Genomic DNA, 23,298 nt, shown 5'->3' on the forward strand with positions numbered 1-23,298 from the left:
GCCCGAAGCCGTCACATGGGTCGACGCAGACGCACGCTGGCGCTTCTCGCACTTCTCGCCTGGCTCGGAACCGCACTCTCAGGGCTCGCCGCCAGCATAGCCACCGAAGAACGCGAGCGAATCGAGTGGACCCAGCGGCGAAACCAGTTTCTGCTGTGCTTGAGTCTCGCGACGAACGCGCTCGCGTTCTCGACCGCGTACACCCGTCTAAAACGGTTTCGACGCGGCCACAGTGAGTGATTGCACGGCAGAGGGCCCTTATCGAAGTTCGTTGAAGGGCCAGTCTGGCGATGGACGTCCGCGAGTTCATGGCCGACGACCTCTGGCTCTTGATCGCCATCGTGACGGTCGTCGCCGTCTCGCTGGTCAGCCTCGCCGGGCTCGAGATGGTCGCAGGGGTACTCTCGACCGTCGGCTTCGTCTTACTCGTGCCGGTTTTCCTGCTCTGGGGCGAGGAGATCGCCGACTGGTACGTCGACGAGTCCGCCACCGATGTGCCGAGTCACGACCACGGCGGTACCGAGTCGGACACCGACGACGGCCTCGAGGAACTCAAACGCCGCTACGCTGGCGGCGAGACGTGGACGACGAGCTACGAGTACGAGGCTTCTGAATCGATCGATGATGTTACGGTTCGACCCGGTTGGGTCAACGAGATTCGTTGAACCCTATTGGACCTGACCGATCTGGTGAATATAGAGAGTGGATCCATTCCTAGCATCCGCACGAGCGAAGCGAGCGCGGTTCCCGGACGGCGAGGCCGAAGGCCGAGCAGTCCGCCTTTTTCATCGAAGTTTTTGTGCGAGCGGTTCGCCGAAGGCGAACCCGACGCGGAAAAAGTTCGCGCTGTGGATTCAGCACGGATTCTTCGAACTACTCAGCTTTTCTCAGGGGCTGCGTGACTGACTTAGAGGATCAGTTCAGCAACATGGGTACGTTTATTCCATATGGCCATAACGAAACCAACTGCTCCAGACACCTGCGACGTGAACGCTAATGAGTAGTCAGAATACAAATAAACGTCTCAAGTAGCTTTGCTCGGTTGTCGAAATGCATCTCGAAAGAGAAGGCATCCACCGACGATAGCCAGTATGCCACCAATCGACTGTAACAACACTGAAACGGAAATCCCTACGAACACGTCTCCTGAAAAGACGGGGGCTAAGAGTGCCATTGAGAGTCCACAAATTGCCGCGCCAAGAACTCTATTATTCATTTACCTCCAATTATGTCGGAACTCTCAAACATCTTTCGTTGACTGGTAATACACCACCTGTACCGATCGTTCGAACATCAACGCTGATTGATCCTCAATCCGTGCCACATTCCGCTGTGAGTTCAGCACGCTTCACTCAATTTATGCAGTAGTTGGCAGAAAGTCCGCGCAACATTTAGAGCATCAGTGCAGCACAACGACTCCATTTGTTTCACGGTAAAATCAGTGAACCGTCCACTCACTACACGTGCGAATGTATCGCCAGCACCCCTATGTTCAACAATAATGGTGTGGTCGTGCCCATCCCCAGCACGATATAGAATCTAATCCGATTTCGCGCCCCCGTCTCGCGGGCCAGCACACCCCACAACTGATTTTCCCCCACACCCAATCCGATCGTATCGATGCGCGCCTCACGCCCCGACCTCGAGCCAGACCCTACGCTCTCCCGCAAGGAGATGGAAACCCTCCAGCGCGAGATCGCCGACGCCGCTGTCTTCGAAGACCGGTTCGAGTTCGACCCCGAAACGCTGTCGAATCCGCTCGAGGCGGCCGTGAGTGGGCGCGAGCCCCCGACCGTCGTTGGCGTCGATCAGTCGTTTCTCACGAACGAGGCGGGCGAACAGGATCGAGCCCTTTCGGCCGTTGTCGCCACTCGCGGCGGCGAGGTGATCGAACGCGTCCACGCGGTGACGCCCCTCGAGAGCCCCTACATTCCGGGCTTGCTCTCGTTTCGCGAGGGACGGCCGATCCTCGCGGCACTCGAGACGCTCTCCGTCGAGCCCGATCTGCTGTTGTTCGACGGCAGCGGCCGCATTCACTTCCGCCAGGCTGGCATCGCGACGCACATGGGCGTCGTACTGGACGTGCCGAGCGTCGGCGTCGCGAAAAGCCTTCTCTGTGGCACTCCACGCGAGTCCATCGAGAACCTGCCAGCAGGAGCCTGCGTCCCGATCGAGGCGAACTCGAGGGTCGGCGTCACAGACGGCACCTTGCTCGGCTACGCCGTCCAGACGCGCCAGTACGACTCGCCGGATCGTCACATCAACCCACTCTACGTCAGTCCAGGCCACCGCGTCGGGCCCGAGACGGCCGCCAATGCGGTCCTCGAACTCGCCTCGTCGTACAAACTCCCAGAACCGGTCCGGCTCGCCGACGCCTACGCCGACGAGGCCAAACGCGACCTCGGGTGCTGACGCACCGACACTCTTCGGGTGTCACTCGAGCGCCCAGTTCCGGTTTGTCAGTGACTCGAGCCCGGCCGACTGTCACGGCGCGTTGCTGGCCGATCGTCGTGGCGACGTGACGTTCCGACGAGCGCGACAAACCGTCGATACTTAGGTATCGTCTCTCGTACCCATCACGTATGGCCACCGCTGAGGACGTCGACGGAACCGACGACGGGCCGGACGGCACCGTCGACGACGACCACGAGCCCGATAGCGACCACGAGACGCCGAACGAACGCGCAGACGACCGATATACCCGCAAGAAGACCGTCCTGATCACTGGCTGTTCGTCGGGCATCGGCCGGGCGACTGCCCACGCCTTTCTCGAGAAAGAGTGGCTCGTCGTCGCGACGGCACGCGACCCAGCGGACATCGAAGACCTCGCGGAAGCGGGCTGTGAGACGCTTGCGCTCGACGTCACCGATCCCGACCAGGTCGCCAGAGTTGTCGAGGAGACCGTCGACCGCGGCGGTGCGATCGACTGTCTCGTCAACAACGCCGGCTACGCCCAGATGGGGCCGCTCGAGGACGTTTCGACGGCGGATCTCCACCGACAGTTCGACGTCAACGTCTACGGCCCACACCGGCTCACTCGTGCGGCAGTACCACACATGCGTGCCCAGGGTGAGGGCTTGATCGTCAACGTCTCCACCGTCGCTGGACGCATCTCGTTCCCCGGATCGGGCGCATACTCCGGCTCGAAGTTCGCGCTCGAAGCGATGAGCGACTCGTTGCGTGCGGAAGTCGAGGAGTTCGGTATCGACGTCGTCGTGATCGAACCGGGGCCGGTCGAGACGAACTTCTCGGACCGCGTCGACGAGGAACTCCCCGAAGCCGAACGGACGCCCGCCTACGAGACGTTGTACGAACTGTACGACGAGATGCAACTGATCGGCGGCGGCGCCGGAGGCCCCTTCGCATCCGACCCCGAGGACGTCGCCCGCGCGATCCTCGAGGCGGCCAGCCACCCCGAACCGCCAGCCCGATACCCGGTCGGTCCGCTGGCCCAGTTCGGCGTCTACGCACGTTTCCTCCCGGAGCGGCTCCGCGACGCTGGCTACGCGCTCCTTCGAAAACTCGTCTAACTCCCTTTCGCTCAGTTCTCACTTGTACTCGATTCGATCGACTCGTCGGGACCGCTCGAGGCGAGCCCCTGTCCCGTCGCGGAACCTTCATGTCGCCCTCTGTATAAGATCGGTTCGTGACCTCCAATCGCGACCCTCCATCGGGCGCCGTCGCTCTCGCGGATAGCGTCTCCGAGCTCCTCTATGGCGTCGCTGGCTGGCTCCTCGTCCTCCTCGGCCTCGCACTCGGCGTCACGAGTCTGCGCGTCCTCCTCGAGGTCGGCCTCACGGCCGGCGGCGTTCTCGGTGCGACCGTCCTGTTCGTGCTGGCGTTTCTCACCGTTGCGTTCGGCGTGTTCGTCAACCCCAGATTCCGCCGTCGGCTGGATCGGCGCCATGCCCCATCGCAGTTCGGCCGCGTCCGGAGCGTCGACCAGCGCGTCGTCCGCCCTGAAGAAGAGTGCCACGAACGGTGTGTCGCCTGTCGATCACGCGTCGACGCGGGCGCCGTCCGACGCTATCGCGAGGAGTTCGCCCTCGCTGGCGTTCCGATCTATACGTCGTCGGTCGGCTACAACCACTACTGTCTCGAGTGTGCGACGGCCGAGTTTCTCGGCTCCGACCTCGAGGCCGAACCCGCCGACGACCCGTCCGGTCGCCCGTCATCGGACACACAACCGACCGACTCACCAGCGCGAGAGACTAATGCGGACGAGCGAATTCGTGAACGGGACCGATCGGGCTGATGCGTGTCGATCGGCCGCTCTGCGACCGCTGCTGTACCGTCAGTCGCCAGCGACCTGTTCGGTCGGATCGCCGTCGACGATGGTAAGTTTACCCCCGGTACACTGACGGATACGACCGGCACGCTGGAGTTCGACACACCAGCGTTCGACGGCGGCAGGATGGTGCTCGAGAATCGCTGCGAGTTCGGGGGTCGTAATCGGTCCGGCATCGTCGAGTGCCCTGAGAACGGCACGTTCCTGGCGGTACCTCGGAGAGTCGCGTTCCGGCATTCCTGGCTCTACGTTTCGTAACTCTGGTACGGAGTATCAAGCGCACTCACCGTTCTCTGGAAGTGGGAAACGCGGCGGTTGCCGATCGTCTGGCCCGTAAACGCGCCAACTCTCGTACGACTCGAGAGACACCAGAATCTACAATCGGTTCGCCCGAGACGGTGAACCATGCCACTGTTGCAGTTCGATACGACGCTCTCGCTATCGTCCGACCAGAAGACCGAGTTGGCCGAGCGCGTGACGGCGCTTTACACCGAAGCGATGGCGACGACTGCGGGCCACGTCGCGGTCTCGATTCGCGAGCGAGACGACGCCGACCTTCACCTCGGACGGGCCGTCGACGGGCCGCTGGTGTTTCTCGACGCCGAAATCCGGCAGGGACGACCGTTCGAGCGCAAGCGGGCGTTCGCCCTCGAGACGATGACCTACCTCTGTGAGACGTTCGACGTGCCCGAAGCGAACGCGAAGGTCGTCTTCACCGAACACCCCGGCGAGTCGATGATGGGCGTCGACCGCGTCGGCGGCGAATGGGACGAAGACTGATGTCGGCCCGGACGACCGATCCGACGGGAGCGACTCGAGCCTGAGACGTCGAATCACCGGCGAAAGACGTCGGGCCACCGGGAAGCGCATCGACGCATCGGTTGGGGTATCGACTCATCGGCGTGGTGTATCGATGCATCGGCATGGTACGGCGAACCACCACAGTAAAGCACCGGGTCGAGAAATCACCGTTCAGTCGATGGACTGGTCGTACTGGCGGACGGTCTCGCTCGTGACGCTGTGTCAGGTGGCGGCGAGCATCTGTTATTACACCGTGTTCGCGGCGACGCCGTTTTTCCGGGCCGAGTTCGGCCTCTCGAGGTTTCACGTCGGCTTCGTCGTCACCGCACTCACGCTTGGGTACGCAATCTTTCTCCTGCCCGCAGGGGCCGTCATCGACCGGTTCGGCGAAGCGCGGATGCTCACCCTTGGGTTGGTTGGCCTCTCGGCGGGGACGCTTCTCGTTGCGGGCGCGCCGACGTTCGCGCTCTTGCTCGCGGCGGCTTTCTTCCTCGGATCGACGTACGCCTCGGCGATTCCGGGGACGAACAAAGCGATCTACGACAGCATCGCCCCCGGCAAACAGAACCTCGCGATCGGGATCAAACAGGTCGGCGTCACTGCCGGCAGCGGCATCAGCGCGCTACTCGTGACGGGGCTCGCAGGAGTCCTCTTCTGGCAGGCAGGGTTTCTGATCGCGACCGCCGTCGGCCTCGTGGTCGCCGTGATTTTCGCACTCGTTTACAGCGGTGTGGGTGGGGAAGGGACGGCCGAGTACCCGGACTTTCGGGACCTGGCCGGCAACCGCCCATACCGCGTCCTCGTCCTCGCCGGCTTCTTTCTCGGAGCGGCCTTTTTTACGACGACCGGATACGCCGTGTTGTACGTCAACGAGGAAATCGGCACCTCGGTCGCATTCGCCGGTGCCGTGCTCGCTCTCGTCCAGGTGACCGGCAGCGTCGGCCGCATCGTCGGCGGCTGGCTGAGCGACACTTTGCCGGGTGCCCCTCGAGCCCGAATCGGATCGATCCTGCTGGTGCAGGCCCTCGTCGGTGCTGGGCTGTTCGTAGCCGTTGCAGCCGCGTCGACCGCCGTTACCGTCACGATCGCTTTCGCCGCCCTCGGCTTTTTCATCCTCGGGAACACCGGCGTCTACTACTCCTGTATGTCGACGGTCGTCGGTGCCGACGAGATGGGCAGTGCAACCGCTGGGGGCCAGTTATCACTCGTGGCCGGCTCGATCGTTGCCCCGCCTGCGTTCGGATACCTCGCAGACACCGTCGGCTACCGCGCCTCGTGGTGGCTGCTCGGCGCTGGCTGCGTCGTTGCCGCTGGACTGCTCGTCTTCGTGATTCGCCTCGAGCCCCCGATCGACGAGCCGGCGATGCAAGAGTGATCTACCGGCGTGACCAGCTTACCGCAGGCAGGCCGCGACGACCTCGAGCATCTTCTCGCCCCGAACTTCGTCGGCGAACAGCGGGACGCGACGGACGTCAGGCCCGCGGAATAGCTCCTGGGCCTCCATCAGCGCCCCCTGTTGGACGTCCCAGCGTCGCTGACAGAACGCACAGTCCTCGAGGTCGGGCTGGAGAAACACCCCGTCGACGTCCTCGGTGACGTCCGACAGCGGCTCCATGACGCGGTTGACGACGACCGTCCCGACCGGGATGTCGAACTCCTGGAGTTGTTCGCGCAGCCGTTTGGACTCGAAGACGCTCATCTCCTCGGGCACCATGACGATCCGGAAATCCGTCCGCGTGGGGTCCCGAAGGGCGGCTCGCAACCGTTCGATTCGCTCGCGCAACACGTCCAGATCCTCGAGCTCGTGCTCTTCGGTCGGTGGCTCCTCGCCGCCGAACATCCCCTTCATCCCTTCGAACATGCCGCTCAGCCGTTGGCGAACCTGCATGATACGGCCGACCATCGAGTCCATCACCTCGGGTAACTGGAGCAGTCGAAGCGTGTGCCCCGTCGGGGCCGTGTCGACGACGACCCGGTCAAACCGGGGGTCGTCCAGATACTCGAGTAAGAGTTGCATCGCCGCGGCCTCGTCGGCACCGGGCATCGCGCCGCCGCCGAAGATGGCGTCCATCGGGTTCTCGTCGCCGAGCATCTCGCCGAGACCGCCGAGTCCGCCGGGTGCCTCCGCACCATCGCCGACGAGGGTCGCCTGGCCGCGTTCGATCGCCGCTTCGGGGTCGATCTCGGCGGCGTACAGCGGAACGTCGTCTCGAATGCGTCCAGGTTCGGCTGGAATGTCACACTCGTAGGTATCTGATAGCGAGTGAGCCGGGTCCGTCGAAACGACGAGCGTTCGGACCCCCGAGCGGGCGCTATCCAGTGCTGTCGCCGCCGCCATCGTGGTCTTACCCACACCGCCTTTGCCGCCGTAGAGTACGTACTCCGGCCCCTCGAGCGGTTCGTCGATGGGGTCGACGTCGACCGTCTCGCGCTCGTCGCCGACGGAGTCGGTGGGCGTCACCTCGATCGTGTTGTCCTCGCGCTCGGCGTCCGATTCCTCGTTGGCCGGCTCGACGTCGAGTCCGCTCATGCCCCCCCGTTTCCGTCCGGGACACGAGTATTCGTCGGTTGGGACCGTTCGCGAACGCCGGCCGGGTAGCTGTGCTCGCACCCGGTGTGCCCTCTGTTACCTTATATTCTCTGTACAATCTTAATACGATGAGGGTGTTGTATCCATCTGAGGCGAACGGTTATATACGAGGTCGATGTTCCAACGGTCGAACGATGGGACCCGGACGGTCTGTCCACCCACGTACTAACCCATGACGCCACAGCTTACGACGCCCGACCTTCGAGACACGACCGACACCGCCTCAACGTATCCCTTCCCGTACGGCGGATCGCACTCCGGCGTGGCTATTCCACACCATCGCTGCCGTGGCGTGCTTCGATCCGTCGACGGCGACGGTCCGATCGGTGCCGCTGGAACACTCGAGTGTCCCGTTTGTCACGGGGAGACGACGAGCGGCGCGGGTCTGTTCGCCTGTGTTGACTGCTCGTGGACCGGTACGCTACGCTGAGTCCGGTTGCACCCGTCGAGTCACCCGAAGTACGTCGCCAGTCGCTCGGCCGCTTCCTCGATCCGCGGCGTCACTAGCGCGAACCGGAGCCACTCGCGTCGGGACTCGCCGAAGGCTTCGCCGGGCATCCCCGCGACTCCAGCCTCGTCGATCAGCCGGTAGGTGTTCTCGAGTGTCCCTGGGAAGCCGTCGAACCGAGCCATGACGTAGAACGCCCCCTGGGGCGTGGTGTATTCTGCGCCCACAGCGTCGAGTGCATCGGTGAACGTCTCGACGCGCTCGCGAAGCAGGTCACGGTTGCGCTCGTAGTACGCTGGCTCGGTCTCCCGAAGCGCGTTCAGGACGGCGTACTGGCCCGGTCGCGTCGTCGAGACGTTGACCAGCATGTGCCGACTCCGGGCGTTTTCGACCAGGTCGTGCGGGAAAATCGCGTAGCCAACGCGGACACCCGTGATCGCCATCGACTTCGAGAACCCGTTCGTGACGATCCGGTGAGCGGACTCGACTTCGAGGGCGCTCGCGAACCGCCCCTCGAGGTCGAAGTGGTCGTACACCTCGTCGCTGACGAGGAGCGCGTCGTGCTCTTCGGCGATGGCGACGAGTTTTCGGATCGTCTCTGCGGGGTATATCGCACCCGTCGGGTTGTTCGGTGAGTTGACGACGATCGCGGCGGTCTCCTCGCTCGCTGCCTCGCGGACGGCTGCCGGGTCGAGCTGGCCGTCTGCGTCCGTCGCGACGAACGTCTGGCGGCCGCCGAGCATCGTCGTCTTCCCTGGGTAGTAGGGATAGACCGGGTCGGTCAGCAGGATCTCGTCGCCACGGTCGCGCTCGAGTGCGCGAGCCATGGCCAGATAGTTCGCTTCGCCTGTCCCGTTCGTGATGATGACCTGCTCGACGTCGACACCGCGACGGGTTGCGATCTCCTCGCGAAGCTCCGTCAGCCCCACACTCGGCGCGTACTGGAAGGCGTCGGGCTCGAGATCGGCGTACTCTCGCAATCCGTCGCGGAGCGCCGTGGGCGGCTCCCAGTCGGGGTTTCCGCTGACGACGTCGATCACATCGCGGTCGGCGTCGGCCGCGTACTTCATCACTCGAAAGAACAGCGGCGTCTCGTACTCCATACCTCAACTGGGAGCGCTCGCCGGTCGTGTTTTTCGATCGGCCTCAGGCGTTGGGACGGGAAGATTATGCCAGTAGGAATAGCTGTTAGCCATGATGACCGCCCTCCGCGAGTACGGCCTCACCGTCCTCTTTGGACCGATTCTCCCGCCGTCGACCGGTCGGACGCTCCTGCTCGTCGGCGCGATCGTCGTTTCGTCCGTCTTGCTCACCGCCCGGATGAGACCCGCCGACGGTGGCGTTCGATTGGCCCTGTTTTGCGGCGGGACGTCGCTCCTGTTGGTCGGCGCGTCGACGCTCCCGACCGATCGCCGGTGGCTCGTTGCGGGATTGCGATTCACAGCGCTTCTCGCACTCAGTGCGATGCTCTTCGTCCTCGCGGGACTGCTGGTCTTTCTCTGGGGGATGCAACAGCCCAAGTGACCCGCGCTCTCTCGAATGCCTGTCCGCACGCACTCGCTGTGAACGCGTCGGTTGCCCCTCCCTTTGACAACCCCGTCGCCCGTCCCCTCGAGCATGCACGTCGACATCGACCCCGACCTGCCCGAGCGGGTCGGCGACGCCTTGCGCGAGACTGACGCGACGCTTGCGGTCGCCGAATCCTGTACCGGCGGGCTCATCGGGGCCGCGATCACGGCGGTACCGGGCTCGAGCGACTACTTCGACGCCGCCCTCGCCACGTACGCCTACGGCGCGAAGCGTCGCCACCTCGGCGTCAACCGCGAATCGCTCGATGAACATGGTGCCGTTTCCGAGCCGGTTGCCCTCGAGATGGCCAGGGGTGTCCGAGACGCCTGTGACGTTACGTGGGGTGTCTCCACGACCGGGATCGCTGGCCCCACGGGCGGTACGGCGGACGACCCCGTTGGCACGGTGTACGTCGGCATCGCCTACGCCGGTCCCTGGGGTAGCGAGTCGTCGTACGCGACGGCCTCCCGATACGTCTTCGACGGCGACCGGACGGCCGTCCGCGAGCAGACCGTCGAACGCGCACTCGAGGACCTTCTCACCGAGATCGACGCCTGAGAGTGGGTCGCCGTCCGAAACCGGTCGCTAATCGAGACAGTCAGAGAGAAAGGTATTCGGGGACACCGCAGCGAGTAGGAGTAGATGAACAAGAAGGGGCACGTACTCAACGCTATACTGTTGAGCGTCGGACTCGGATATCTCCTCGAGCCAGCGACCGAACCGGGCGAGATCATGGTGACGCTCGAGACGATGCTGATGATCGGCGTTCCCGTAACACTCGGGGCGCTGTTTCCGGACGTCGACACCGACTTCGGCAAGCACCGCAAGACGCTGCACAACCTGCCAGTGCTTGCCGCGTTTGTCGCCTTCCCGTACGTCTTCGGAAACCTCGAGTACGTCTGGATCGGCGTCCTGACTCACTACGTGCTGGACGTCGCGGGAAGCAGACGCGGTATCGCGCTGTTCTACCCGCTGTCGCCGAAAGAGTACAACCTCCCGTTCGGGGTTCCAGTCAGCAGTAGCAAAGCAACCCTCGTGACGGTGCTGGTCACGATTGCCGAAGTGGCTCTTGCAGCGGTGATCATCTTCGAGGTGCCCCAGTGGGGCTTCGAGCTCGGCCGACAGACGCTCGGACTCTGAACTGGCTCGTTGCCGGTATCCGAAGGAGTGTTGCCTATCGTCAGAGTAATATGTAATTCTGCCGAACTTATTGCTCATGCTGTCGTTTCCCACGTCGATGCGAGTCCTCGCTGTCGTCGCCCTCGCCGTCGTGCTGTCCGTCGTTGGCGCCGTCGGCGTTATTGCCCTCGACATCGACGTCCTCGCGAGCGATCCCGATGCCGACGCGCTGGTCGATGAGGTACTCGAGACGCACGGCGACGTCGAGACGATTCAGGCGACGCGTCACTCGAGCTACGAACTCTACCACACGCGCGACGATGGGCCAACCACGGGCGAAACCACCGCCGAGGTCTGGAAGCGGTTCCCCGACCAGTCCCGGACCGAGGTGACCTCGAGTACGGCACCAGAGTTCGACGTCGGCGACGTTCGCGTCGTCGACGGCACCACGTTCAAACAGTACGATGCCAGGGCAGAGTCGATGCTGGTCGACGACGACTGGGATGGCGAGGCGATCGACTGGGGAGCGGACACACACGACGTCGATCTCGAGGCGGCCTACCTAGGGACCGAAACCGTCGACGACCGAGAGGCCCACGTCGTCGAGATCGAACCGGCCGACGACGAGACGGCCGACGGGATCAGCCTCCTCGTCGGCGATACGGAGTTCGCCCTCGAGGTCGGCGCGGACGAGGACGCGAACGCGACGCGGACGACGACCTGGTGGATCGACGCCGACGCTGGCTTCCCGATCAAAGAGCGAATCGAGAGCGAGTACGAGAACCCGGACGAGCACGTCTTCCAGCGCGAGCGGGAGGTCCGGACGGTCACCTATGAAAACGCTACATTCGACGACCCCATCGACGACGATCGGTTCGTGGTCGACCCGCCAGCGGGGACCGACGTCTACGAGCCGTCCGACTCGGTCGACGTCGACACCCTCGCGGAGGCCAACGAAGCCGTCCCGTTCGACGTCCAGAAACCACCCGTTCCCGACCGATTCGAGCGCGTCATCGTGAGTGCGAGCGAGTTTCAGGGCGACGTCAGCGTCGACGCACTCTACCGCGATGGCGAACTCGAGGACGGCGACGAAATTTACGTTCACGTCTCCGACGCTCCGTTCGATCGCGGGGAGATAAAAGAGCAATCGGTCGGCGACCACGGCGGGGACGTCGTCTCGACCGCGGTAGGAACGGGCTACACCTGGGAATGTGACGGCATCTACTACGAACTCGTCGTCGACGACGACCAGCGAGACGATGATGCGTTCGCGATCGAACTCGCCGAGGGGATCGCCTGTTCCTGACCCGGTCGTCCCGTCGCCGCCTTCAGTTCTCGAGACGCGTCCCCGGAACGGTTCACATAGCCCGGAGAAACCGTCGGCTACCGTTTGGACGGTGTGACAATCGAGGCGGAAGTCGCCCGACGGCTCGAGTGTCCTCGAGCGTTTGCCGGGCGTTATCGGCGGTTCGGCCCCCACTCCTCGCAGGCGTCCATATCGTCCATCGCCTGCTCGTGACGACCACAGTAAGGAACTATTCCGGACGAGGAGCGGACGTACTCGAAGTGCCGGCAGTTGCCACAGTAGTTGTCGCCTGCACTCTCGGTGGCGGCGTTTGCGGTCGGTGACTCGACGATTTCGGCGTCGTGGCCGTCGCCCGTCTCGCCTCCGTCGAGCGGCGAGGAGATGTCGGAGGCGGCCGACCCGCCGTCGCTCGTCGCCACACCGGCGCGTCGAGTCGACGACGTCGAACCTCGAGACTGAGTTTGAGATTGCCCGCCCGTACTCGAGAGACCGTCATACGAGAAGCTGGTCGCGTCGTCGCTCGTGGTGTGCTCGTCGGGCGTGTTCGTCTGGGTTTCGACGTTCCCATCCGGTGTTTCGCCGAAGAAGCCGACGCCGCCGAAACCAGTTGATTCGGGCTCCGAATCGGGTGCTTCGACGACGGTCTGGTTGTGTCGGGTGACGTTCATTTCGAGCATGCCGCCGGGGTCGTTTCGCGTTTTGAAGTTGACGACGGCGGTGAACAGACACCAGACGGCGATGAACAGCCCGAGGAGGTAGACGGCCGAGACCTGCAGCGTGAGGTCGTCACCCATGCCACGCCAGTGAATCGGATAGGCGTACCAGAAGAGCGTGACACCGAACAGACAGAGGCTCGCACTGATCGCCCCCGCCGCACGCACCCAGCGGCCGGCCGGCAACACGAGGAAGACGCCGACTAGTGCCGCAGGGACGCCGAGACCTGCCATAACGCCAGCGAGACGAACTGAGGCGTAGTGGTCGATGCTTCCCGCCGCTGATGCCTCGATGGTCCCGAACGGATCGGCGACCGAGGTCGCAGCGCCCGAGAAGAGATCGGTCGTCGCGACGACGAGGGCAATCACCGAGAGCACCGCACCGAGGAGGACGAGCCCCGTCCCCGTGTACAACCGCCGGAGGCTGGTCACCTCCCGAGCGTTCCCGTCGTAGGCCTCCGTCAGGCTTGTCATGCGGTGGCGTTCGTTCTCCCTCCACAAAACGATACGTCAGACACACCTCGGCTGCCAGAGAGGTTTGTCGGGAGGTCGTGGAAACGAAAGCTTGAATCGACGGGCTCTCGAATCGGTCAGACATGAGCGACGACGATGACGACTCGGAGCCGGCGGTCGCACTCGGGGAACGGACGCCGGTCGAGGGCGCACCACTCGCACGTGTGAGTTCGCGGCTGACCTGGCCAAAAGAGAAAAGCGAAGTCGATCGCCTCGAGGGCGACAGCGTGATCCGGACGCCCGATGGGGCTCGCGAACTCTCAGCGGTTCTCGAGGACGTCGAGGAGACGTACTTCGAGCGCCACCAAGAGTTCGAAACCCACGTGCGCGAGGTCATCGGTACGGGTCCGATCCCGACGACTGACGAGTAACGACAGTGGCGACCGAGGACGGCACCTCCGGATGGCTCCGCGACCAGTTTAATCGTCTCTCCTGGTTTCAGAAGTCGCTGTTGACGGGAGCCATCCTGACGATTCTGTGGACGAACACCGTCTCTGGTGATCTCGAGCGGCGGGTACTCGTCGACAGCGTACTCCTGATTGGCGGCCCACTCGCGCTCGCGGTGACTCACCGACGACACATCGGGTGGACGATCAACCGCGTCGCCGTCCGTAACGCAGTCTTGCTTTCGATGTTCGTCCTTCCCTTTTATCTGATCGGATCGACGCTGCCGACGATCAGGGAGTTTTACCCGATGTGGCACACGACGGTAGCCCCGGAAACGTTTCTCCCACACGCCGTCCAGTTGTTCGTCCTCGCGGTCGCCGCCGAGACCTACTACCGTGGTTTGCTCTGTGTCGGTGTCAAAGAGATCGGCTTCAAAGCGGTCCTCATCAGCCCCATCGTCTACATGATCCACCACTCGACGAAACCCCCCATCGAATTCTTGCTCTCCGGGCCGACGGACGTCCTCTTCGGCGCCGTCGACTACAAATCGAACTCTATCCTTCCGTCGGTGATCGCCCACGGTGCCGGCCTCGTCTTACTCGACTGGCTCGTTCTCCACGACCCGCTGTTCGATCCAATGCCGTTCCTGTCAGCACTCGAGTGGCTCCCCATCCCGCTGTGATCGCCGGGACCGAGGCGACCCGGTGCGGTCGGTAACTGGGGGACGGTTTAACTCGCGTGCCGACGAACCACCGTACATGAGTCTCCCACTCGATCCCGAGACGATCGATCCCGACGACTACGGCGAGAAACAGGCCGTCCTCGAGATGGGCCACGAGGAAGCGATCGACCACGTCCGCGAAGTCTGTGAAGACGTGGGGTTCGGCATCCCCGTCGAGTTCTCACCCTCGGAGCTGTTGAACGAGAAGGTCGACGCCGACCGCGACCCCTACTACGTACTCGGAGCCTGTAACCCCGAAATCGCCGATCGGGCGCTCGAGCAGACGATGGGGATCGGCGGACTCTTCCCGTGTAATATGATCGTCTGGGAGGAAACGCCGGGCCGCCAGCGCGTCTACCACGTCTCGATCATGAAGATCGCCCGCCTGCTCGGGATTGCCCCGAACGACGAGGCGTGGGCCGAGATCATCGACGAGACCGGCGACTACGTCGAGGAGACGTTCGAGAAACTCGAGACGATCGAGACCGAACACACTGAGGGGGACGACGACTGAGGTGTGCCCATACGCCGGTTTCGACCTATCTACGACCTGCGTACGATTGTGCTGGAACTGATCGACCGGCCGACCGAACCGACAGGGACGAACGCCCGTAGCCGTCGCCGAATCGCTCGAGGCGAGGCTATTCGACCAGCCAGCCGTTTAATGCGTGGCATCGTACACGCACAGGATAATGTCGTCTCGAGCGAACCGATTCTCGATCAATGGTGGTCCAGCGTGACGGTGACGACCGCCGGTCGAGTCGGCGGTCGTTTCTCAGTTCGATTGGTGTTACCGGGGGGATGTCGTTTCTCGCCGGCGGTAGCGTCCTCGGCTCTCGCTGGCGCAACACGGATAGCGACGACGACGGCATTCCCGATCGAAAGAAGCGATCGACGGCCTTTCATCGCCGTCTCGAGTCGGTGTTCGGACCGGACCAGTTCGAGGGACTCGAGCCTGGTCGGCCGACGCTTCTCATCGACGTCAGGTACATCGGCCAGACGGCGGTCTTTCCCTCGACGAAGTGGACGGTCGTCAACCTGTTTCGCCGACACGGCATCGACGCACAGTGGCTCGAGTATCCCCACCGGTACGCCCTCGAGACGGTCACCGAACGGTACGGATCGACCGTCAGGGACCTGCTGTGGAGACCCGGCTGCTTCTACAGCGAGGAGGTCGAGACCGATCTCAAAGACGTCGCCCTCCAGTTGCTGATCGTTCCGGGAGCGAGCACCCCTCCCCACGAAGGACGAATTTACAGCCACGTGATGGATCTGGCCGGTGGGGACGCCGACGGCTACGTCAACGGGTTCAGTGCGGGCAATCGCGCGGTGGTCGCGAATCGGACCGACCGGTTTGCGGAGGCCCGACTCGTCTTGCACGAACTCGCTCACCTCGCGCTCGGTCACGACGACGATCCGACGAACCCGGGCGTGATGGGGTCCGGTGAGGAGGTCGACTTGCTGGACGCCGAGTGGAACCAGCTCCGCGGCGGCCTCGCGAACATCCGGGACAGGACCGGTTACGACGTCGTCTTCCGCCCGTGTCTCTGGTTCGAGGACCTGGCTTCCTCGCTCGAGTAGCGCCAGCAGTGGTATCACAGCTCGAGGTGGAACCGGTCGCGTCGCTGGCTCCGATCGCCGGTCGTTCTAAAAGGGATGGTTATTTCCTATTGGTGCCGGAACGCTGAATAATACGGCGACCTTGCTAACGTTATGGATATTTGTGGTGGAATGAGTGAGTCGAACACGGATTTGGTGGACGGTCACAGGGTCGACTGTGCCGTGCGAGGGAGACCCAAATGAGTTCCGAGACGGGAGATCGGCTCTCGCCCGACGCGTCGGCGGCGCAGGTATTTGCCCGGATCGACGACCCGGTGGTCGCACTCGATGGGAACTGGACGTTCACGTTCGTCAACCAGCAAGCAGCCGCGCTGTTCGGTCAGGACGGTGACGAACTCCTAGGCGAGTGTGGTTGGGGCCCACTCGAGGACCTGTTCGGCCCGTCCATCCGAGACGACCTGCAGCGGGCGATGGAGACACAGGAATCGAGACGGATCGAGACGGACACAGCGGCGCTCGATGCGCGGGTTCGATTCCGAGCGTATCCCGCGCCGGATGGGATCACGCTCTGTCTTCGTGACGTCACGGCCGATCCAGTACCCGACTCGTCCGAAGATGACGGACACTCGAGTGCGATAGATGGGACGGCCGACGGCGACGCGATCATCGATGCCGACGAGAAGCAAGTCCTCGAAGACATCAGTCAGCGCCTTTCGATCGCGCTGGAGGCCGCTGATGCCGGTGCCTGGGAGTGGGATGTACAGTCGGACGAGGTAGTCTGGCACGAGAGCATGGAACGATTGCTCGGATCCGAGCCCGGCACGTTCGAGGGTACCTACGACGCCTTCCTGAAGCGGATCCACCCGGCGGACCGAGACGAGGTCGAGACGGCGATGGCGAAGGCACTCGAGCGAGCCGAAGACCTCAAACTCGAGTTCAGGTTTCGCGACGAATGCGGCGACGTGGTGTGGAGTGAGACCAAAGCACGACTGTTCACCGACGAGGATGGAACGCCTCGTCGAGTAGTCGGGGTCAACATCGACGTCGCCGATCGTAGAACTAGCGAGGGGGCTGCCGAGCGAGCACGCGAGGAGCTACGACAGGTCATCGATCTCGTTCCTGACCTCATCTTCGCAAAAAATCGAGAGGGCGAGTATCTCCTTGCCAACGAGACGACCGCCAACGCCTATGGTCTCTCGCCTCATGAGGTCGAGGGACGATTGGAAGCGGAGGTCCTTCCAGAGGCGTCCCAGCACGAAGCGTTCCAGAAAGACGACCTGGCCGTAATCGACTCCGGTGAACCGATCGAGATTCAAGCAGAGGAACTCATCACTGCCGACGGCGAGACCCGTCTCCTTCGAACGACTAAGATCCCGTATGAGGTTATCGGTACCGACGAGGACGCCGTTCTCGCTTACAGCCGCGACATCACGGACCTCGACCGATACGAACGACGACTCGAGGCCCAGCGGGACGACCTCACCGTCATCAACCAGATCGTCCGCCACGACGTCCGAAACGACCTCCAGCTCGTACTCGCCTACGCCGAGGCCCTCACAGACCACGTCGACGAGTCGGGTGCGGCATACGTCGATCAGATCCGAAACGCCGCACACGAAGCCGTCGACATCACAGCCACTGCTCGAGACATGACGGACGTCTTGCTTCGGGCCGAAGCCACGCCGGTCCCGATCGAGTTACGATCCGTCCTCGGCGATCGGATCGAACACGCTCGCTCGAGTCACCAAAACGCACTGATCTTGACCGACGGGCCGATCGACGACGTTCGAGTGCTGGCCGACGACATGCTCGAGTCCGTGTTCCGAAATCTGTTCCAGAACGCGATCGTCCACAGCGACACTGCCGTTCCCGAGGTACGCGTCTCCACCACCGTAACGGACGATCGTGCTCGGATCACGATCGCAGACGACGGCCCCGGCGTTTCGGATGCCCGGAAGGCGGAGATCTTCGAGGAGGGTATCCAGGGACTCGAAAGCGGCGGAACCGGAATCGGGTTGTATCTCGTCCGGACGCTCGTCGACAAGTACGGCGGTGACGTCTGGGTCGAAAACAGCGACCTCGGTGGGGCGGCGTTCGTCGTCGAACTCCCTCGGGCACCGTAACCGGCGGCCTACCCCGTCCCAACTGAACCGGTTCCCACACCGACGATAGACACGTCTCGAAATCGGCCGGGCACTGACCGTGTCGGTCTGAGAACGCACTCTTCACGTATCGATGCCTCAGACCGCACCACGAGTGCCCTCCGCCACGGCTTCTCGAGCGATCACGACCAGTAACACCCTGTGAACCCCCGAACGAATACGTTACTCGTGTCCCGCTCGAAACCGGGTAGCCGACGAGCAACACTATATGCTACTAGGTAACTAATATACCTTTACAGAAAGATATATATGATTCACGGTGTCATGTGTGGGCATGACACGAACAATGAAAGATGTCTCGCACACACCACCTACTGGAGACCTGCCGGACATCTGGAAACGAGGACCCGACGACGATCCGTAAGGGGTTCTTGCAGTATCGCCGACGCACGTAACCCGACCTCGCATCACGCTCGAGACGGCTGTTTTTCGCGATCCGGAGATACATACGCGAGCGATGCGCTATCCGTTCTCGACGCGAAGATAGTTGACGCTCACGAATGGGTCGTGGAAACCGATGGCCTCGGTACTCATAGGGCTCCTCACGGCCGGGTGCCGAGTCCGGCTCCGGTCGGGTCCATCGTCATCGGCCAGCCAGGGATACGGCCGGTACTCAAAAGACGGTTTGGATCGGCGTCCGTATTACGGCGCGAAACAGCAGGCCAGCTAATCGCTTCGGGCGCTCGAGCCGGCGAACCCAGCGTTCCATTCGTCGATGAGGTTCTGGAGTCGCCCCGTCGAGCGGTGAGAGAACGTCTGGGGCGCACGTTCCGTAGCTGTTGGTGGAACGGTCGGTCGTGTTCGGGTCGTGGTGCGGTCAAACGTCGGTTCGGCGTCGGTCCTGGATTGCAAGTTTCGTGTGCTCATGTCGGTCGGGATCGAATGCGGTGTCGAAGACGGTGCTGTCGGCAAACGGAATCAGGCTCTTACGTGTACGACCGACATCTGTACTCACCCCTACTGACTGCAAGCACATAAAAGTTCATGATAGATCTCTCGAGCGCCAGAACATGTGTGAAAGAAACCCATATGGCTCGTCAAAGCACACCATACGACCGAGTCCCCAGCCACTCAGTCGGATCCGGTTTCCCCCGTTCTGGGCGCTCGAGGCTGGCCGGTAGGGGTACTGTACCGGGTAGTAGGCACGATCGTCGTGGGGCTCGTGGGTGGGTCGAAACCGACGTCCAGCAGTTCGTCGTGGCGGTTGGGGACGAGTACCACCTATTCGGGAACCGGACCGGCTCGGCAACCCCATGCCGACTGCTTTTGCGTCTCGCCGACGCCGACACGACCGTGACGAACGTCCCGCCCGAGGCGAAGCGACTGCTCGAAAGCGAGCCACTGATGGCTCACCTTGCGACGTGCGTCGACGGCCGCCCACACGTCGCCCCGGTCTGGTATCGGTACGACGACGGCACCATCGAACTCGTCACCACGGGACGGAAGCTGGCGAACGTTCGCGAAAACCCACGCGTCGCGCTCTCCGTACAGGCCGACGACGCGGGCGAAGCGAGGTGGTCGGTGACGCTGCTCGGGACCGCGACCGTCGTTGCGGACGAGGACGCCACCAGGCGAGCACGTAAACGGATCAATGCGAAGTACGGCGCAACGCCGGACGCCTACGAGGAGAACGAACTGGTTCGGATCGACGTCGGGTCGGCGTCTTCGCGGACGTACTGACGACGAACCGATCGGTGTCGGACTCGAGTGTCCTCCACGGGCGGACCTCGTTGGGGACCACCTGCGGAGGCTACCGGTCCGTTCGGGAGCGCCTGTAGAGACGCGGCACTCGCTCGAGACGGGATCGGTGTCGCGTTGGATTAGCAGGTGTCGTCCGGATCGCTCACGTCGGCGCCGACGACCTCGCCCTCGTAGTACAGCGAGACCGACGCTTCGCCGTCGGGAGCTGGCACCCAGAACGTCTCTGCGCTCGCGAGCGAGTCCTCGACGGTGATGCGACCGGTCGCGCCAGTTTCGGCCACGTAGATGACGAACGTCAGGTCGCGGTCGGTCCCGTTGTGGACGTAAAATCGCGCTGCGCCCTCGACTGGATCATAGCACTCGGCGTTGAGTGCGATCGAATCGCGTGGGACACACTCGGTTTCGATTGCGCTTTCGCGTTCGTCGAGCGTCTCTCCGTCGGCGGCGATCGAAACAGTCGCCTCTCCCTCCGGTGCGGCGACCTCGAAGTAGGTCGCGCTGTACGGTTCGACCGCGATGGTGCCGCTTTCATCGGTGTCTTCGACGTCGTATACGGCTTCGATCTGCGTGTGATTGCCGTTTCGAACCCGGTACCGGGCCAGTCCGCGTTCCGAGTCGACGCAGACGGCCTGCAACGAGATGTCGTCGAGATCAAAGACCCCCTCACCCTCGAACGTCCGCTGATACGGTTCAGCACACGCGTTGGGGTTCTGGAACGTGGTCCCGTCCATCGTGACCGCGACGATGCTGTCGCCGGCACCGATCGGTCGGTCGAAGAACTGGTAGACGTTGAACGTGTACGCGAACACGTCGCCGACGTCGTCTTCACCGTGGAGCGTCGACGACCGCAGATCGCCTATCGTAACCGTCCGATCGTAGTTTTCGACGCGGTCGTGTCGTGCGTTGTACAGCCGGATTCGGAGCCCTTTGACGATGCCATCATCGCTAGCAACGGCTTCGACGTACTCCTGGTCGAACAGGATCGCCACCGAGTGACACTGCTGGAAATCGAGTTTGTCGACGCCGACGACGTCGGCGACTCCATCCGGATCCTCTTTTTTACCCTTTGCGTGCTCTTTCTCTTTTGGCGTCTTCTCTCGGTCTGTCTCTTTTTTCTCGTCCGCCTTGTCTTTCTTGCCGGCGCTAACCGAGTTCGCACCGATTCCAGCGCCAGCGATGAACGTGCCGGTCGCCGCGATACCTTTGAGGCTTCTTCGCCTGGAGATTCGATTGTCGTCTGACATGGTGGGATCGTCCCGCCACTGACGGCGACGCCGCCAGACCAGCGAGTACCGGATCTCCACCGTATCGACGTTTTGTAATCAGCGAACTACCCGATAGAATGACAGTTCTAACCCGAAAACACTCATTTTCGCCGGAGAGTCATCCAGCTCGGAGCGAACCAGCACCCGATTTGGCCGTCGCAAACTCGCTCGAAGTATCGGGCTAACCCGAGGCCATGGACGTTCAGCCTCCGCCTGTTCGAACGTCAGGGTCGAGTCCCCCGTACGGCAGATTCGAGCCCAGTCCGTCCGGCATACGGAGTCCCTACCGGTGCCACGGACTGTGAACGGCCGAGTAGTCCTCGAGCGCCTACAGGCCGGTCGGACACTCGAGGAACGTCGTCTCGAGGCCCCAGTCGTCGACCAGCGACTGCAGTGCGCGGACGCCGAATGTCTCGGTCGCGTAGTGGCCAGCGAGGACAACGTGGACGCCGGCTTCGTTCGCCTCGTGGTAGACCTGCTGTTTCCCTTCGCCGGTCACGAGCGCGTCGGCTCCGACGTCGACAGCTTCGTCGAGCCAGTCGGTACCGCTGCCGGTGACGATCGCGACCTCCTCGATCTCGTCAGGCCCGAACTCGAGGAGTTGAACGGGCTGGTCGCCGGTTTCGAGGGTGGCGGCGAGCGTCTCACGAAGCGTTTCAGGCGTATATGGGTTGGACGCTCGCCCACGCTGGCCGATGTACTCCGGACCGAGTTCGCCGAATGGCTCGCGGTCTTCGAGGTCGAGCACGTCGGCGACGCCAGCGGCGTTGCCAAGCTCCTGGTGGCCGTCGAGCGGGAGATGAGAGACGTACAGGGCGAGGTCGTTCGCGACCAGGGGCTCGAGCCGGTCGTAGGTGCGCCCTGTCACGCGGTCGAACCCACCCCACGAGAGGCCGTGGTGAGTGACCAACAGATCGGCATCGGCCTCGAGCGCCCGGTCGATCGTCTCGCGGACACCGTCGACGGCAAACGCGACGTGGTCGACAGTCCCCTCCTCAGGGCCGACCTGCAGGCCGTTCGCACTGGCGTCCAGCTTCGCAAAATCGTCGGTGCGTACCTCCTCGTCGAGTCGGGACACGAGTTCCGGCAGTTCCATGGACATACTCGAGCATACGCCTCGGGGGGCTTGTATGTGTGCGATCGGATCGTTCCACCCGTCCGTCCCGTCGTGGCGCTGTCGGTGATCGGTGCTCGAGGTGATGATTTACCGTCCCAGGTCCCAATGGATCAGGTATGGCGCGACAAACGGTTTCACACGAGGAGGGAGCGATCTACGAGTTCACCCCGGATCTGACGCCCATCGAGACGGTCCGGTCGGGTACACGGCTCACGATCGAGACGCGAGATAGCCTCGACGGTGCCGTCCAGTCCGACGCCGACGTACTCGAGTCGGTTCCCGAAGAAGTCAACGCGGCGACTGGCCCCATCGCCCTCGAGGGTGCCGAACCGGGCGACGTTCTGCGCGTCGAGATCGACGCCGTCCGTGTCGCCGAAGACCGGGGGCGCGTGATCACCATCGACTGGTTCGGCCTGCTCGACGGCCACGAGGCCATCGAGGCCCCCCGTTCCCGAACGACCCCCGTCGACGACGACGGCGAGACGATCGTCTTCGACGGCCTCGAGGTTCCCGTCGAGCCGGTCATCGGCACGATCGGCGTCGCCCCCGAGGAAGACTCGTACACGACGCTCGTCCCGCACGACCACGGCGGCAACCTCGATACGACGGACGTGACCGCCGGCAACGCGATCTACTTCCCCGTCTTCCAGTCGGGTGCCATGCTCGCGATGGGCGATTGCAAGGCCGCGATGGCCGACGGCGAGATGTGTGGCACTGGCTCCGAAATCGCCTGCGAGATCGACGTCACCCTCGAAGTGATCGACGGCGAGACGATCGGCGTCGACCTCGAGCGCCCACTGCTCGAGACGCCCGACGCCTGGAAGACGGTCGCCAGCGCGGAGACGCTCGAGGCGGCGTGCGAACTCGCGAATCTGGACGCCATCGACCTGCTCGCGGCCGACCACGGCTTCGACGAAACGGACGCCTACATGTTCTCGAGTCTAGTTGGGGGCCTCGAGATCAGCCAGGTGGTCGATCCGCTGGTGACGGTGCGCAACGCGGTGCCGAAGGCGTACCTCTCTTCGCCGTTCTGACGCC

The 23,298-nt window shown here is 63.3% G+C and carries 25 protein-coding genes; 18 read left to right on the top strand and 7 right to left on the bottom strand.

The window, feature by feature from the left end; all coding sequences use genetic code 11:
• Positions 1 to 15 precede the first annotated feature (15 nt).
• The 5 genes from AArc1_RS04035 to AArc1_RS04055 all read left to right on the top strand — a co-directional run bounded on the left by AArc1_RS04035 (position 16) and on the right by AArc1_RS04055 (position 4,255).
• Positions 16 to 240 (top strand): hypothetical protein, encoded by a 225-nt coding sequence (locus AArc1_RS04035; RefSeq protein ID WP_117363143.1) that lies wholly within the window; start codon positions 16 to 18, stop codon positions 238 to 240.
• A 50-nt stretch (positions 241 to 290) separates the two neighbouring features.
• Complete coding sequence (locus tag AArc1_RS04040; protein WP_117363145.1) at positions 291 to 665, top strand: SHOCT domain-containing protein; 375 nt, start codon at positions 291 to 293, stop codon at positions 663 to 665.
• A 955-nt stretch (positions 666 to 1,620) separates the two neighbouring features.
• A complete protein-coding gene (locus AArc1_RS04045; protein WP_117363147.1) occupies positions 1,621 to 2,412 on the top strand; it encodes an endonuclease V in 792 nt (263 codons plus the stop codon).
• 170 nt (positions 2,413 to 2,582) lie between these two features.
• Entirely contained in the window at positions 2,583 to 3,530 is a 948-nt protein-coding gene (locus AArc1_RS04050; protein ID WP_117363149.1) for an SDR family oxidoreductase, read from the top strand.
• Positions 3,531 to 3,646: 116 nt separating this feature from the next.
• Entirely contained in the window at positions 3,647 to 4,255 is a 609-nt protein-coding gene (locus AArc1_RS04055; protein WP_228442385.1) for a hypothetical protein, read from the top strand.
• Positions 4,256 to 4,294: 39 nt separating this feature from the next.
• Here the strand turns inward: AArc1_RS04055 and AArc1_RS04060 are convergent, their stop codons facing one another.
• Positions 4,295 to 4,525 (bottom strand): Lrp/AsnC family transcriptional regulator, encoded by a 231-nt coding sequence (locus tag AArc1_RS04060; protein WP_117363150.1) that lies wholly within the window; start codon positions 4,523 to 4,525, stop codon positions 4,295 to 4,297.
• A 168-nt stretch (positions 4,526 to 4,693) separates the two neighbouring features.
• Between AArc1_RS04060 and AArc1_RS04065 the strand changes: the two genes are divergently transcribed.
• Both AArc1_RS04065 and AArc1_RS04070 read left to right on the top strand, forming a co-directional pair.
• Positions 4,694 to 5,068, top strand: coding sequence for a tautomerase family protein (locus AArc1_RS04065; protein ID WP_117363152.1), 375 nt, complete (start codon positions 4,694 to 4,696; stop codon positions 5,066 to 5,068).
• A gap of 199 nt (positions 5,069 to 5,267) precedes the next feature.
• Positions 5,268 to 6,464 carry an MFS transporter gene (locus tag AArc1_RS04070; protein ID WP_117363154.1) on the top strand — a complete coding sequence of 399 codons (1,197 nt, stop codon included), beginning with the start codon at positions 5,268 to 5,270 and terminating at the stop codon, positions 6,462 to 6,464.
• Positions 6,465 to 6,482: 18 nt separating this feature from the next.
• Here the strand turns inward: AArc1_RS04070 and AArc1_RS04075 are convergent, their stop codons facing one another.
• Positions 6,483 to 7,619, bottom strand: a complete 1,137-nt coding sequence (locus AArc1_RS04075; protein WP_117363155.1) for an ArsA family ATPase — start codon at positions 7,617 to 7,619, stop codon at positions 6,483 to 6,485.
• 510 nt (positions 7,620 to 8,129) lie between these two features.
• The gene (locus AArc1_RS04085) at positions 8,130 to 9,230 is read right to left on the bottom strand and encodes a pyridoxal phosphate-dependent aminotransferase (protein WP_117363158.1); all 1,101 of its coding nucleotides are present in this window, start codon (positions 9,228 to 9,230) and stop codon (positions 8,130 to 8,132) included.
• Between the two features lie 94 nt (positions 9,231 to 9,324).
• Here AArc1_RS04085 and AArc1_RS04090 point away from each other — a divergent pair, with 94 nt between their 5' ends.
• The 4 genes from AArc1_RS04090 to AArc1_RS04105 all read left to right on the top strand — a co-directional run bounded on the left by AArc1_RS04090 (position 9,325) and on the right by AArc1_RS04105 (position 12,121).
• Positions 9,325 to 9,651 (top strand): hypothetical protein, encoded by a 327-nt coding sequence (locus tag AArc1_RS04090; RefSeq protein ID WP_133412317.1) that lies wholly within the window; start codon positions 9,325 to 9,327, stop codon positions 9,649 to 9,651.
• A gap of 93 nt (positions 9,652 to 9,744) precedes the next feature.
• Positions 9,745 to 10,254, top strand: a complete 510-nt coding sequence (locus AArc1_RS04095) for a CinA family protein (RefSeq protein WP_117363160.1) — start codon at positions 9,745 to 9,747, stop codon at positions 10,252 to 10,254.
• Positions 10,255 to 10,338: 84 nt separating this feature from the next.
• Positions 10,339 to 10,836 (top strand): metal-dependent hydrolase, encoded by a 498-nt coding sequence (locus tag AArc1_RS04100; protein WP_117363161.1) that lies wholly within the window; start codon positions 10,339 to 10,341, stop codon positions 10,834 to 10,836.
• Positions 10,837 to 10,933: 97 nt separating this feature from the next.
• Complete coding sequence (locus AArc1_RS04105; RefSeq protein WP_133412318.1) at positions 10,934 to 12,121, top strand: LolA family protein; 1,188 nt, start codon at positions 10,934 to 10,936, stop codon at positions 12,119 to 12,121.
• Positions 12,122 to 12,273: 152 nt separating this feature from the next.
• On the opposite strand, the gene AArc1_RS04110 is transcribed toward AArc1_RS04105, so the two are convergent.
• The gene (locus AArc1_RS04110) at positions 12,274 to 13,308 is read right to left on the bottom strand and encodes a DUF7139 domain-containing protein (protein WP_117363165.1); all 1,035 of its coding nucleotides are present in this window, start codon (positions 13,306 to 13,308) and stop codon (positions 12,274 to 12,276) included.
• 122 nt (positions 13,309 to 13,430) lie between these two features.
• On the opposite strand from AArc1_RS04110, the gene AArc1_RS04115 reads away from it, so the two are divergent.
• The 5 genes from AArc1_RS04115 to AArc1_RS04135 all read left to right on the top strand — a co-directional run bounded on the left by AArc1_RS04115 (position 13,431) and on the right by AArc1_RS04135 (position 18,138).
• Positions 13,431 to 13,718 (top strand): DUF5789 family protein, encoded by a 288-nt coding sequence (locus AArc1_RS04115; RefSeq protein ID WP_117363167.1) that lies wholly within the window; start codon positions 13,431 to 13,433, stop codon positions 13,716 to 13,718.
• A 5-nt stretch (positions 13,719 to 13,723) separates the two neighbouring features.
• The gene (locus AArc1_RS04120; RefSeq protein WP_117363169.1) at positions 13,724 to 14,416 is read left to right on the top strand and encodes a CPBP family glutamic-type intramembrane protease; all 693 of its coding nucleotides are present in this window, start codon (positions 13,724 to 13,726) and stop codon (positions 14,414 to 14,416) included.
• Between the two features lie 76 nt (positions 14,417 to 14,492).
• Entirely contained in the window at positions 14,493 to 14,969 is a 477-nt protein-coding gene (locus AArc1_RS04125; protein WP_117363171.1) for a DUF302 domain-containing protein, read from the top strand.
• Positions 14,970 to 15,256: 287 nt separating this feature from the next.
• Entirely contained in the window at positions 15,257 to 16,036 is a 780-nt protein-coding gene (locus tag AArc1_RS04130; RefSeq protein WP_228442386.1) for a M48 family metalloprotease, read from the top strand.
• A 218-nt stretch (positions 16,037 to 16,254) separates the two neighbouring features.
• Entirely contained in the window at positions 16,255 to 18,138 is a 1,884-nt protein-coding gene (locus AArc1_RS04135; protein ID WP_117363175.1) for a PAS domain-containing sensor histidine kinase, read from the top strand.
• A 705-nt stretch (positions 18,139 to 18,843) separates the two neighbouring features.
• On the opposite strand, the gene AArc1_RS18810 is transcribed toward AArc1_RS04135, so the two are convergent.
• Positions 18,844 to 19,044, bottom strand: a complete 201-nt coding sequence (locus AArc1_RS18810) for a hypothetical protein (RefSeq protein ID WP_117363177.1) — start codon at positions 19,042 to 19,044, stop codon at positions 18,844 to 18,846.
• Between the two features lie 426 nt (positions 19,045 to 19,470).
• Here AArc1_RS18810 and AArc1_RS04145 point away from each other — a divergent pair, with 426 nt between their 5' ends.
• Positions 19,471 to 19,857, top strand: a complete 387-nt coding sequence (locus AArc1_RS04145) for a pyridoxamine 5'-phosphate oxidase family protein (protein WP_117365772.1) — start codon at positions 19,471 to 19,473, stop codon at positions 19,855 to 19,857.
• Between the two features lie 140 nt (positions 19,858 to 19,997).
• Here AArc1_RS04145 and AArc1_RS04150 read toward each other — a convergent pair whose 3' ends face one another.
• Positions 19,998 to 21,122, bottom strand: a complete 1,125-nt coding sequence (locus AArc1_RS04150) for a hypothetical protein (RefSeq protein WP_117363179.1) — start codon at positions 21,120 to 21,122, stop codon at positions 19,998 to 20,000.
• A gap of 349 nt (positions 21,123 to 21,471) precedes the next feature.
• Positions 21,472 to 22,239 carry a Nif3-like dinuclear metal center hexameric protein gene (locus AArc1_RS04155; RefSeq protein ID WP_117363181.1) on the bottom strand — a complete coding sequence of 256 codons (768 nt, stop codon included), beginning with the start codon at positions 22,237 to 22,239 and terminating at the stop codon, positions 21,472 to 21,474.
• Positions 22,240 to 22,376: 137 nt separating this feature from the next.
• Here AArc1_RS04155 and AArc1_RS04160 point away from each other — a divergent pair, with 137 nt between their 5' ends.
• Positions 22,377 to 23,294, top strand: a complete 918-nt coding sequence (locus AArc1_RS04160; protein ID WP_117363183.1) for an acetamidase/formamidase family protein — start codon at positions 22,377 to 22,379, stop codon at positions 23,292 to 23,294.
• Positions 23,295 to 23,298: the final 4 nt, after the last annotated feature.

Origin of the sequence: Natrarchaeobaculum sulfurireducens, assembly GCF_003430825.1 — an archaeon.
Lineage (GTDB): Archaea > Halobacteriota > Halobacteria > Halobacteriales > Natrialbaceae > Natrarchaeobaculum > Natrarchaeobaculum sulfurireducens.